The sequence below is a fragment of the Aliarcobacter butzleri genome, from assembly GCF_900187115.1.
GTDB lineage: Bacteria > Campylobacterota > Campylobacteria > Campylobacterales > Arcobacteraceae > Aliarcobacter > Aliarcobacter butzleri.
Genome location: NZ_LT906455.1, coordinates 2047398 through 2060618 on the forward strand (window position 1 = coordinate 2047398; position 13221 = coordinate 2060618).

Below are 13221 nucleotides of genomic sequence, written 5' to 3' on the forward strand. Positions count from 1 at the left end.
TATGAAAATTGATGATAATTTTTATATGAGACTTGCCATTGATGAAGCTTGGAAACATCAACTTTTAACTTATCCTAATCCTGCTGTTGGCTGTGTTATTGTAAAAAATCAAAGATTACTAGCTGTTGAAGCACATAAAGAAGCTGGTATGCCTCATGCTGAAGTAAATGCTCTTAAAACTGCTTATTTAAAAGATAATCCAAATAGTATTTTAAAAACAAAAAATTCATCTTTTGATATTCACCAATTTTTATTACAAAATCATAATGGTTTTTTTAATGATTGTGAAATATATGTAACACTTGAACCTTGCAATCATATAGGTAAAACTCCTTCTTGTGCAAACCTCTTAAAAGAGTTAAAACCCAAAAGAGTAATTATTAGCGTAAAAGATCCTAATAAACAAGCAACAGGAGGCTTAGAAACGCTTAGAAATGAAAATATTAATGTTACATTAGACATATTAAAAAAAGATGGTTTAAATCTAATTTTACCATTTATCTCTTGGCAAAATAAATCTTGTATATTTTTTAAAATGGCACAAACGTTAAATGGAAGTATTGATGGAAAAATATCTTCAAATAGAGCTTTAGCATATGTTCATACATTAAGAGATAAGATTGATTTACTTGTTATTGGCGGAAATAGCGTAAGAATTGATAAACCGACACTTGATACTCGATATATTCAAGGAAAAAATCCTGATATATTTATATATAGCAAAAATAAAGTATTTGATACTAATATTCCTTTGTTTAAAATTCCAAATAGAAAAGTGTTGATAAGTGATGATTTATATAAATTACTTGATTATAAATTTATTATGATAGAAGGCGTATATAATCTACTTGATAAATTAAAAGAAAGAATTGATTTTTTTATTTTAATAATAAGCCCAAAAATAAGAAAAGGACAAAATGCTTTAAATGAGATTGATTTAGATTTTGAAATAATTCATGAAAATTTCATTGGAGAAGATAAGATAGTTTTTCTAAAAAGAAAATAGTAGCTTTGCTACTATTTTACTTTTTCTAAGTATTCACCTGTTCTAGTGTCAACTCTGATTATATCACCTTCTAAGATATGGAAAGGAATTTGTACAACTGCACCTGATTCTAAAGTAGCTGGTTTTCTTCCACCTTGAGAATCACCTTTAAAGTTTGGTGGAGTATCAACTATTTTAAGCTCAACAACCATTGGTGGTTCAACAGTAATAGCTTTTCCGTTAAAATACATCATATCTACTTGCATTCCATCAATAATCCAATCAAATGCATCACCAACTTGCTCGTAAGTTAATCCTTCTTGTTCATAAGTTGATGTATCCATGAATTGTAATAATTCACCATCATCATATAAAAATTGCATTTGTTTTTGTTGTAAGTTTGGAACTTCACATTTATCACCTGCATGGAAAGTTTTTTCAATAACTTTTCCATTTAAAAATGATTTTATTTTACATCTAACAAATGCTGCACCTTTCCCTGGTTTTACGTGTTGGTACTCAGTAATTTTATAAGGAATTCCATCAACTTCGATTTTTAATCCCTTCTTTAATTCGCTCATTCCTATTGCCATAATATTTCTCTCCTTAAATTTCTGCATAAGCTACAGCAATTGTAGCTTCTAAGTTGTCAAGATTTTTTATTATTTCTGAAGTTACTTTTTCATCAATTAAAGCAATAGCTAAAGCTATACCATCTTTTCCTCTTGATAATCTAAAATCAGCAATATTAATTTTGTTGTCACCTAAAAGTTTTCCAACTGTACCAATAACACCTGGAATATCTTTATTTTTCATAACAATCATTTTACCTTTTGGATCAACATCAATTGCAAAACCATCAAGTTCAATTACTCTTTGAACATCATCTGCAAAAACTGTTCCAGATATAGTTTTGATACCATTTACTGTAGTTATTTTTATTGTTACTTTATTTTTATAGCCACTATGATTTGCTAAAGCAGAAACTGATAAATCTATACCTTTTTCTTTTGCTATAAAATTTGCATTTACATAATTTACTTCACTTCCACAACTAACTGCTAAAATGCCTAAAGTTGCAAAAGTTTGTAAAGAGTCTAAATAATCAGCTAATTCACCTTCAGCTGAAACATTTATTGATCTAATTTCACTTTTACTTATTTGTGCTAATAAAAATGCCATTTTTTGAGTAAGTTCAATATATGGTTTAACAAAAGGTGGTATTTTACTCTCATCAATTGGTAAATTTAAAGCATTTGGATAAGCAATTCCTCGTGCACTTTCAATAGCATTGTTTGCTGCTTGAATAGCAATTTCTTTTTGAGATTCTTTTGTATTTGCTCCTAAGTGAGCTGTTACAGTTATATTTGGTAAATCTAATAAAGGATTTGAAGTTGCAGGCTCTTTTTTAAATACATCAATTCCAGCCATTGCAATTTTTCCTGATTTTAGGTTTTCATATAATGCTTCTTCATTATATAATCCACCTCTTGCACAATTAATTAAAACAACACCATCTTTCATTTTTTTGATTTCATCAAAACTTATCATATCGATAGTTTCTTTATTTTTTGGTGTATGAATTGTAATAATATCACAAGCTAAAATATCATCGAAGTTAGTTGTATATTTGATACCTAAATCAGTTGCTTTAGTTGAAGGAATATATGGATCGTAAGTAATTACTTCCATTTCAAATGATTTAGCTCTTAATGCAACTCTATGACCGATGTTACCAAAACCAATAACACCTAATTTTTTACCATAAAGTTCATTTCCATACCAATCTTCTCTTTTCCAAACTCTCTCATTTTTTAATTGATTATGAGCATAAGGAAATTTTCTCATACAAGATAACATATGTGTCATTGTTAATTCAACAGCTGCGATTGTGTTTGCAGTTGGAACATTCATAGCGATTATTCCTCTTTTACTACAACCATCAATATCAACATTATCATAACCTACTCCAGCTCTAATTAGAGCTTTTAGATTAACAGCTGCATTTAAAAACTTTTCATCAACATCAGTTGAAGATCTTGTAATTGCTACGTGAGCATCTTTTATAACATTTAATAATTCTGTTTTATCAATATCTGCTGCATATACATAATTTACATCGTCAGTATTTTTTAAAATCTCTAAACCAGCTTCATGTATATGGTCACAAACTACAATTGTATACTTACTCATTTTAAATAACCTACTTTATTTGATCTTTTATAATATCACCTAAAGTCATAGACGTATCATCATTAACAGATTTTAAAACTTCTCTTTCTTGTTGTTGTTCTAATCTTCTTACAGATAATCTTACTCTATTCTTTTTAGTATCAATATTTATAATTACAGCTTCAATTTCATCACCATTTTTTACTTCATCAGCTTTTAATGGTCCAAAATCTTCATTTCTAATTAATCCATCAAGATTATTTTCTAATTTTATAAAAATACCAAAATCTTTTATATCTTTAACTGGACCTTTTACGATATCACCTAATTTATAAGCGTCTTGGAATCTTTTAGCTGGAGAATCAGAAATATCTTTGATTGAAAGAGAAATATTTTCTTTTTCTTTATCAATTTTTATAATTCTTACTTCAACTTCATCACCTTTTTTAAATAGCGATTTACATTTAGCATTTGATTCCCAAGAAGCTTCTTCATTATGTAATAATCCATCTACATCACCAATATTTACAAAAGCACCAAAATCAGTTAAAGTTGCAATTTTACCTTTAATAACATCACCAACTTTATGCTCATTTACAAATTTAGTAAATGGTTTTTCTTGTAAATTTTTTAAAGATACTCTTAATCTTTTTTGCTCAACATTTAATTCAATAACTTCAACATTGATTTCATCACCAATAGTTAAAAGTTCTTTTGGATTTTTCAAGTTTTTATTCCATGAAATTTCTGAAATATGTAATAAACCTTCAATATCATTTCCTAAATCAACAAATGCACCATAAGATTCAAAATTAGAAACAGTAACAGTAATTGTATCTCCAACTTCTAATTGGTCTTTTATCTCTTTCCATGGATTTGAAAGTGCTGCTTTAATTGATAAACTTAAATGTTGTTTTGCTTTATCATAAGCTAATACTACAACTGAAACTTCATCACCTTCATTGTAATAATTTGCAGGATTAACTGGTCCTTTATAAGAGATTTCATTGTAGTTTACTAAACCATCAATTCCACCTAAATCAACAAACATACCATAAGAAGTTATTTTTTTGATTGTTCCGTTAATTGCTTCTTTTTTCTCTAAAATTTCTGCAACTTTATTATCTTTTATATTTTTTGATTCTTCTATTAATTTTTTTCTTGAAACTATAATTGAATTTTGAGCTTTGTTAACTTTTATAACTTTAGCTTTTACAGTTTTTCCAATAGCACCTTGAGTTTTTAAATAAGATTGTGCCATTGGCATAAAGTATTCACAACCAGCAGCGTCTTCAATTACAAAACCACCCTTTTGTTTAACTGAAACTATTTTACCTTCGATTGTAACATCTTCAAAATCTTCACCGTGAGTTTTTACAAAATTGTCAAATTTTTCTTTTTGAAGAACTTTTTTATGTGAAATGTTAGGTCTTTCACCTTTATTTCCCATTAACATAACAGGAATTACATCACCAACATTATATTTTACTTGACCGCCAATTGTAATTTCAGAAACTGATAATTGTCCTTCAATTTTTTGACCAACATCAACTAAAACTCTATCGTTAGAAATTTCAACTATTACACCATCAACTACAGAATTATTTTCCGCATTCTCAAAAGACTCATTAAGCATTTGCTCAAAATCAAAGTCTTCACCTAAATCTATATCTTCGATACCCATATTATTCCTTCGTATTTACCAGTTTTATTAAATGGGACGATTATACAAAAATTTGACTTAAAACTCCTAGTTGACTGATTTGATTTTATCTATAACCTGTTTTATAATCCAGTCTGGCGTACTCGCACCTGCTGTTACTCCACATAACTTTTTATTTAAAAACCAAGCATCTTTTAATTCATTTTCATTCTCAATTAGATAAGAGTCTGGACAATTTTCTAAACAAATTGAATGAAGTTGTTTTGTGTTTGACGAATTTTTTCCACCTATTACAATCATAACATCTGCTTCTTTTGAAAGCTCTCTTGCAGAGTCTTGATTTTCGAAAGTTGCATCACAAATTGTATTAAAAACTCTAACTTCTTTGTTTTTTAAAATTAATGCATTTACAATTTCAAGATATTTCTCTTTTTTTCTTGTTGTTTGAGCAACCGTAGCAATTTTATTATTTTTAAAAGTAATTTTTTCTAAGTCTGCTACTTCCAATACAATATGAACATCCTCTTGATCTTCACCATATGATTGTACACCTTTTACTTCAGGGTGTTCTGCATCACCAAAAATAAGAATAGAATATCCTTCACTTGACATCTTTTTTACTATTTGCTGAGGAGTTGTAACAAAAGGACAAGTTGCATTTATTATTTTTGCATCCAATGCCTTTAAATTTTTTAAATCATTTTTTGGTATTCCATGAGTTCTAATAATTACTGTATCATTTTGTTTTACATCACTTAAATTTGAATATAATCCAACATTAAATGAATTTTTTAATCTATTTATTTCATCTTGATTATGAATCAAAGGTCCCATTGTACTTGAATTTTGGTGTTCTTCTGCTATTTTTATTGCTCTTTTAACACCAAAACAAAATCCATAATTAGATGCTAATTTTACTTCCATCACTTACCCTTAAAATCGTTCCAATTTTTAGAAACTTTTATTTTAGTTATTTCTTTCTCTAAAAAAAACAACAAATTGTTTTTAGTATAATGAGTCCAAAATCTCTTTAAAATTTGGGAAAGATGTTTCTATACATTGGATATCTTCAATATCCATATCACAATTTAATCCAGCAATTGCAAAACTCATAGCAATTCTATGGTCTCCATGTGAATCTATAACTGCTTTTTGTAAAGAACCACCAACTATTTCATAACCGTCTTCAAATTCTGTAAAATCAACTTTACAAAGCTTTAAATTATTTACTACGCTTGAGATTCTATCGCTTTCTTTTACTCTTAACTCTTTTGCATTTGAAACTTTTGATTTGCCTTTTGCTAAACTCATAGCAATTGAAAGAGCTGGTAATTCATCAATCAACCAAGAGATATTTTCACTTACATCAACACCATTTAATTCGTTGTTAATTACTTCAATATCACCAATTGGTTCATAAACATTCTCTTTTTCAATAAAATTTACAATTACACCCATTCTTTTTAAAACTTGATAAGCTTCAACTCTAGTTGGATTTAATGTTACATTTTTAATTAAAACTCTTGATTTTGAAGTAATAGCTGCTGCAACTGCAAAGAAAAATGCAGAACTTGGATCAGTAGGAACTGTAATATTTAAAGGTTTTAAATGACCATTCAAAGGATGAATATTTATAAAACCATCATTATCATACTCTAAAGTTGCACCCATTCCATTTAGCATTCGTTCTGTATGATCTCTTGTTAATTCATTTTCTTTGTATCTTGAAATTCCGTTTGCTCTTAAAGCTGCTAAAATCATAGCTGATTTAACTTGTGCTGAATCAACAGGAGAATGATAAGTAAATGGTTTAAGCTCTTTTACACCTCTTATAAAAAGTGGTGCTTTATTTCCATTTTCTCTTCCATCAATAAGTGCACCAATACTTCTTAAAGGATCCGCAACCCTTTTCATTGGTCTATTTCTTAGATACTTATCACCAGTCAAAATAAAACTTCCTTCAACACTTGCTAATAGACCACAAAATAGTCTCATTGCTGTTCCAGAATTTCCACAATCAAGAACATCAGATGGTTCAGTTAAAGTTGAAGTGGGAGTTATCTCAACATAACTTCCATCTCTTTTGATTTTTGCTCCAAGTTGCTCAACAATACTCAAAGTATTTAAAGTATCTTCTGCTGTTAAATAATTTTTTATATATGAAGTTTGATTTGAAAAAAGTGAAAACATAGCACATCTGTGTGATATTGATTTGTCACTTGCTATTGAATCTATTTCAATATTGAATGGCTTTGTCAATTTTTTGATGTTAAATTTTTCCACTTTTTTATCCTTTTTACCTTAATCCAATAGATAATTTTTGTTTTAAAACTTCTAAGATAGAGTTTATTATTGAATTAATATCATCTTCTTCTAAAGTTTTTTCATCACTTTGTAAAACAAATCTAATTGTTAAACTTTCATTTTCACCTAACTTTTCATCACTATAAATATCAATTAAGTTATATTGTTTGATATTTGGATTATTTAAAGAATTTATTGCTTTTTTTATCTCTTTATATTCTAAAGATTTTGGTGCAATAATACTTAAGTCTTTTTTAGATGACTGAAATTTTGAATAAGAAGAAGTTTTTAAAAGTTCATCTTTTACAGCTTCAAAATCAATTTCAGCAACAAATGTATCATTTAAATCAAAATCTAAACAAACACTTGGATGTAATTTACAAATATACCCTACATTTTTTCCATCAATAAAAACATTCGCATTTTGATATGGATGAATAAATGAATTTGAAATTTCGCTCATTGGTTCTAAATCAAATTTTCCAATAGTATTTAATATTTTTTTAGCAAAAGCAAAAAAATCAATATTTTTTGGTTTTCCAGCATTTGAAATATCTTCAAGTTCCATTGCTCCAGTTTGAATGAAAGCAATTTTTTTACTTTCATTTCTATTTTCATCAAATATAGTTCCAATTTCAAAAAAAGCTGTAGAACGAGAACCTGTTTTAAAGTTATTTGAACAAGCCTCAACAAGATTTAAAAGTATTGTTGTTCTATATGTATTCAACTCTTTTACAATAGGATTTATCAGTTCTAAATCATCTTTTACTGTTTTGAATCCATATTTTTGAAGATCTTCTTTAGAGGCAAAAACATAAGTTAAAGTTTCGAAAAAACCATTTTCAATAGCTTTAAATCTAAGTTTATTTTTTTTGATTAAATCTTTTGAAGTTTTATTTACTCTGTTTACTTCATCAATCTCTAAAGGTTTTGAAATAATATTATCAATCCCAATTATTCTTACAATTTCTTCTGTTATATCAGCGATGTTTTTTATATCATGTCTAAAATGAGGAATTTTAACTATTAAAATATCATCAATAGACTCTTTTACTTCAAATCCTAAAGATACTAAAATTCTTTCTATTTCAAATTTATTTATTGTTTGACCAATAATAGAATTTACCTTATGTACATTAACATCAATTGATGCCTTTTCTTTATCTTCAATGAAATTTTCATTTCCTTTATAAATTAAAGCACCTAATTTAGAAATATACGATGAAAAATAATTCATTCCAAATTCTATATCAGGTTCACTTCCTCTTGTCGCTTTATAATAAATTTCACCTGTTTTTATCTTTTTTTCATACACTCTTTTTGATATTAAATCTGGATTTACATATGAAGCTTCAACTATAAAATCACTAATATTAGAAACATCTATTTCTTTATGTTCCACACAAATAGTACTTAATTTTTCATTTCCATAAACTGCATCGAAGCCATTTTCATCTTTTTTAACATCTAAAATATAAAGTTCACCATTTTTAATTGCTTTTTCTTTTGTATAAGCATTTAATATTACACCCATTGTATGAGTGGCATAAGTTAATATGTTTTTTATATCATTACTATTTTCATATTTTCCAATAATTGCTGTTCTTAATCTATTTATTAATGATAATTTAAAATTACTAAAATCAATAGCTCTGTATGTTAAATCTGCATTAATATGACTATCACAATTTATTTCTAAAAGTTGACCTATACTAAATTCACTGTAACTTATTTGTTTATCTTGTTCTATTAAATCTATATCATAAAAAGCACTTAATTCCCTAGCAATTCCATAAATACTTAAACAATCACCTCTATTTGGAGTTAAACCAATTTCTATAATATCATCACATAATTTTTTATAATCTCTTAATTCTTTTCCTAAAACCAATTCACCAATTGAATTATCTAAAACCATAATTCCATCATTTAATTTTGGAAGTCCAAGTTCTGTAGAAGAGCAAATCATACCGTTTGATTCAACACCTCTTAATTTTGCTTCTTTTATTATAAAATTATTTCCTAAATCACAGCCAATATTAGCAACTGCTACAAATTGTCCAGCATCAACATTAGAAGCTCCACAAACTATTTGAACTGTTTTATCACCTAAATCAACTTGACAAACATTTAATTTATCTGCATCTGGGTGTTTTTCTTTTTCTAAAACTTTTCCTACTACAACTTTTGATGCAATATCAAAGCTTTCAAGACTATCAACTTCAAGACCTATTGCATTTAGCGTTTTACAAATATCTTTTGTAGAAATATTTGAAATATTAATAAACTCTTCTAACCAACTTCTTGTAATAATCATTTGAACTGTCCTAATAATCTTGTGTCACTTTCAAACAGTGATCTTAAATCTCCAATATTATGAATAAGCATTGCAAATCTTTCAATACCTAATCCAAAAGCATATCCAGATTTATTTTCATAACCAACTGCTTTAAATACATTTTCATCTACAACACCACAGCCTAAAACTTCAAGCCAACCAGTTTGTGAACAAACTCTACATCCTTCACCTTTACAGAAAACACAAGAGATATCAACTTCTGCTGATGGTTCTGTAAATGGGAAAAACGATGGTCTAAATCTAACTTCAACTTCACCAAACATATGTTGTAAAAACTCAACTAAAACATGTTTTAAATTAGCAAAAGATACTTTATCTGCTTCATCAACAACTAAAGCTTCAATTTGGTGAAACATTGGTGTGTGTGTAATATCAAAATCTCTTCTAAAAACTGTTCCTGGAGCAATCATTCTAATAGGAGATTTTTGACTAAGCATAGTTCTAATTTGAACAGGAGAAGTATGAGTTCTTAAAAGTGTAAAATCTTTATTATAAAAAGTATCTGCCATTTCACGTGCTGGATGATATTTTGGTAAATTTAAAGCTTCAAAATTATGAAAATCATCTTCAACAAGTGGTCCCTCTTCCACTGCAAAATTTAAATTTTGGAAATAAGTAATAATTTTATTCATTGTTTCAACAACAGGATGAGTTGCACCACAAGATAGTTCATTGTTAAATTTTGTTACATCTATTTTTTCGGCTTCTAATTTTTCATTTAAAGCATCTTTTTCTAAAACTAATTTTTTTGTATCTAAAGCTTGCGTTATTAAAGTTTTTTGTATATTTAAATTTTCTGCAAAAGCTTTTTTATCTTCATTTGGAACACTTTTCATTTTAGCAAATTCTAAAGTTAATACACCTTTTTTTCCCAAAGTGTCAATTCTTAAATTTTCTAACTCTTCAAGTGATTTCGCATTGTTAATTTTTTCAATCCACTGAGTCACTTTTTCTCCTGACTTTTATAAAAATTTTATCGAATACTATAAGCTTGCGATTATACATAAGATTTTATTAGAGTTTGGTTATAATCGCTTTTAATCCAATTTTTAAGGAAAAAACATGTGTATATTTTGCAAAATTGTAAAAGGTGAAATTCCAAATCAAACTATATTAGAAGATGAAAATTTTTTAGCTTTTAATGATATAAATCCAACAAGAAAAATTCATGTGCTAATCATTCCAAAAGAACACTATGATTCATTTCAAGTAACACCTACAAATATCATGTCTTCAATGAGTGAATTTATTCAAAAAGTAGCTACAAAACTTAATATTGATGAAAGTGGTTATAGATTAATTACAAATATAGGAAATCATGGCGGACAAGAAGTACATCATTTACATTTTCATATGATTGGTGGAGAATCAGTTGGAAGATTGGTAAGAGACAAAGAAGATATTTAATCTTTTTTGTCTATTTTGTAAATGAACCTAAGTTCATAAGTTTTTGATATTTTTTATCTAATCGTTCTTGAGGAGTTAGTTTTTTTAACTCAGCTAAAGATTTTATAAAATACTCTTTTAAAGCAAAAATTGCTTGTTCTTTTTGTCTATGAGCACCAATTAAAGGCTCATTTATAACATCATCTATTAAATTTAATTCTTTTAAGTTTTCAGCTGTTATTTTTAAAGCATTTGCTGCTGTTTCAACTTTTGTTGGGTCATTCCATAAAATTGCACTACAGCCTTCAGGAGAAATAACTGCATAAACTGAATATCTCATCATTGCTAATTTATCAGCAACTGAAATAGCTAAAGCTCCACCTGAACCACCTTCTCCAATAACAACAGATATAGTTGGTGTTGTTAAATCTGCAAATTCAAATAAATTTTTTGCTATAGCTTCAGATTGATTTCTCTCTTCAGCTCCAATTCCAGGATATGCACCCGGAGTGTCAACTAACATAAGAATTGGAATTTGAAACTTATCAGCCATCTTAGCTGCTCTTAAAGCTTTTCTATATCCTTCAGGACTTGGCATACCAAAATTTCTTTGAAGTTTCTCTTTTGTTCCTCTTCCTTTTTGTTCACCAATTACTAATACTTTTTGATTATCAATAAAACCAAAATAACATACTATTGCATGGTCATCAACATAATGTCTATCTCCATGAACTTCATAGGCATTTTTCAAAAGTCCTGAGATATAATCAAGAGCATAAGGTCTATCAGGATGTCTTGCTAATTGTAATTTTTGATAGTCATTTAAATTTTTAAAAGTTTTTTCAACTTCTTTTTCTAATTTTTTTTCTAAGATATCCACAGCAGGTTCGTCAGCTTTTGTTTTTGCTACAATAATATCTTCTTCTATTTTTTTGATTTTTTCTTCAAATTCTAAGTAAGTCGCCAAAGTTTTTCCTTAAAAAAGAGCTAAACAACTTAGCTCTTTAATGGTTAGGTTTATAAATTATTTTGTATATTTTTTAAAAATTACGGAACCATTTGTTCCACCAAAACCAAAGTTATTACTCATAACAGTAGTTAACTCTAATTTTCTTGCAACATTTGGAACTACGTCTAAATCGCATTCTGGATCTTGATTTTCAACGTTTATCGTAGGAGGAATAATTCCTTCATCTAGTGCTTTAATTGCAAAAACTGCTTCAATTGCACCAGCAGCTCCTAAACAATGACCAATTTGACCTTTTGTTGAAGAAACTGGAGGACATTTTTCTTTTCCACCAAATAATTCTTTTATTGCTGATGTTTCATTTTTATCACCAACTGGTGTTGAAGTACCATGTACATTGATATAATCAATTTTTGGATATTCTCCAGTTATATTTTTAGCCATTTCAAAAGCAGCTTTCATTGCTCTTAATGGTCCATCAATTACAGGAGAAGTTATATGATTTGCATCACCTGACTCTCCAAAACCTATAATTTCACAATAAATTTTTGCATTTCTAGCTAACGCAGATTCTAAAGTTTCTACAACTAATGCTCCAGCACCTTCACCCATAACAAAACCATCTCTATCGATATCAAATGGTCTTGATGATTTTTTAGGATTATCATTTCTTGTTGATAATGCTTTCATTGCAGCAAATCCACCAACACCTGCTCCACAAACAGCAGATTCAGCTCCAACAACTAAAATTCTATCCGCACCACCTAACATAATTGTTTTAACTGCATCATTTAAAGCATGAGTTGAAGCAGCACAAGCTGTAACATGTCCTAAAGATGGTCCTTTTAAATTATGCTCGATTGAGATAAAACCACTTAGCATATTTGCTAAAGAAGATGGAATAAAAAATGGTGAAATTTTTCTAGGTCCTTTATTTTCACAAGTTACAGAATTTTTTTCTATTGTAGATAATCCACCAATTCCCGAACCTGAGATAATTCCAAATCTATCTGCAATAGAAGAATCAACTTTTTTATCTTCTTGTGTTACGTAACCAGAATCAATCATCGCTTCTAATGCAGCTTTAATTCCTAATTGAATAAACCTATCAGCTTTTTTTACTTCTTTTTTATCCATTACAGTTTCAGGGTCAAAATTTTTAACTTCACCTGCTATTTGTACAGGAAATTCACTCGCATCAAATAATGTTATTGTATCAATACCACAAACACCATTTGTAACTGCTTCAAAAGATTCTTTTACATTGTGTCCTGTTGAATTTATAGTACCCAAACCTGTAATAACAATTCTTTTCATCTAAATATGCTCCAATATAAATTAATTATTCGAATTATTCAATTTTTATAATAAAAAAACTCAATATT

General features: G+C 28.0%; 11 protein-coding genes. 2 read left to right on the forward strand and 9 right to left on the reverse strand.

Translation table 11 applies throughout. The features are described from left to right. The first annotated feature begins 1 nt into the window (after window position 1). The gene (gene ribD, locus CKV87_RS10230) at window positions 2-1006 is read left to right on the forward strand and encodes a bifunctional diaminohydroxyphosphoribosylaminopyrimidine deaminase/5-amino-6-(5-phosphoribosylamino)uracil reductase RibD (protein ID WP_012147928.1); all 1005 of its coding nucleotides are present in this window, start codon (window positions 2-4) and stop codon (window positions 1004-1006) included. An 11-nt stretch (window positions 1007-1017) separates the two neighbouring features. On the opposite strand, the gene efp is transcribed toward ribD, so the two are convergent. From efp to CKV87_RS10265, 7 genes are all read right to left on the reverse strand, one after another. Beyond that, window positions 1018-1578, reverse strand: coding sequence for an elongation factor P (efp, locus tag CKV87_RS10235; RefSeq protein WP_012147929.1), 561 nt, complete (start codon window positions 1576-1578; stop codon window positions 1018-1020). Between the two features lie 13 nt (window positions 1579-1591). Continuing rightward, complete coding sequence (gene serA / locus CKV87_RS10240) at window positions 1592-3178, reverse strand: phosphoglycerate dehydrogenase (RefSeq protein ID WP_012147930.1); 1587 nt, start codon at window positions 3176-3178, stop codon at window positions 1592-1594. A 10-nt stretch (window positions 3179-3188) separates the two neighbouring features. After that, window positions 3189-4841, reverse strand: coding sequence for a 30S ribosomal protein S1 (locus CKV87_RS10245; protein ID WP_012147931.1), 1653 nt, complete (start codon window positions 4839-4841; stop codon window positions 3189-3191). A gap of 66 nt (window positions 4842-4907) precedes the next feature. Next, window positions 4908-5744 (reverse strand): 4-hydroxy-3-methylbut-2-enyl diphosphate reductase, encoded by an 837-nt coding sequence (locus CKV87_RS10250; protein WP_004510937.1) that lies wholly within the window; start codon window positions 5742-5744, stop codon window positions 4908-4910. Window positions 5745-5825: 81 nt separating this feature from the next. Continuing rightward, window positions 5826-7103 (reverse strand): 3-phosphoshikimate 1-carboxyvinyltransferase, encoded by a 1278-nt coding sequence (gene aroA / locus CKV87_RS10255; protein ID WP_012147933.1) that lies wholly within the window; start codon window positions 7101-7103, stop codon window positions 5826-5828. Between the two features lie 13 nt (window positions 7104-7116). Then, window positions 7117-9441: a phenylalanine--tRNA ligase subunit beta gene (gene pheT, locus CKV87_RS10260; protein WP_012147934.1), complete on the reverse strand. Its 2325-nt coding sequence runs from the start codon at window positions 9439-9441 to the stop codon at window positions 7117-7119. Next, on the reverse strand, window positions 9438-10430 hold the full coding sequence (locus tag CKV87_RS10265; RefSeq protein ID WP_012147935.1) for a phenylalanine--tRNA ligase subunit alpha: 993 nt from the start codon (window positions 10428-10430) through the stop codon (window positions 9438-9440). The genes pheT and CKV87_RS10265 overlap by 4 nt, the downstream gene beginning before the upstream one ends. A gap of 115 nt (window positions 10431-10545) precedes the next feature. Here CKV87_RS10265 and CKV87_RS10270 point away from each other — a divergent pair, with 115 nt between their 5' ends. Beyond that, entirely contained in the window at window positions 10546-10890 is a 345-nt protein-coding gene (locus CKV87_RS10270) for a histidine triad nucleotide-binding protein (RefSeq protein ID WP_012147936.1), read from the forward strand. Between the two features lie 10 nt (window positions 10891-10900). Here the strand turns inward: CKV87_RS10270 and accA are convergent, their stop codons facing one another. Then, window positions 10901-11836, reverse strand: coding sequence for an acetyl-CoA carboxylase carboxyl transferase subunit alpha (accA, locus tag CKV87_RS10275; protein ID WP_012147937.1), 936 nt, complete (start codon window positions 11834-11836; stop codon window positions 10901-10903). Between the two features lie 57 nt (window positions 11837-11893). Next, the gene (locus tag CKV87_RS10280) at window positions 11894-13153 is read right to left on the reverse strand and encodes a beta-ketoacyl-ACP synthase II (RefSeq protein WP_004510943.1); all 1260 of its coding nucleotides are present in this window, start codon (window positions 13151-13153) and stop codon (window positions 11894-11896) included. Between the last annotated feature and the right edge of the window lie 68 nt (window positions 13154-13221).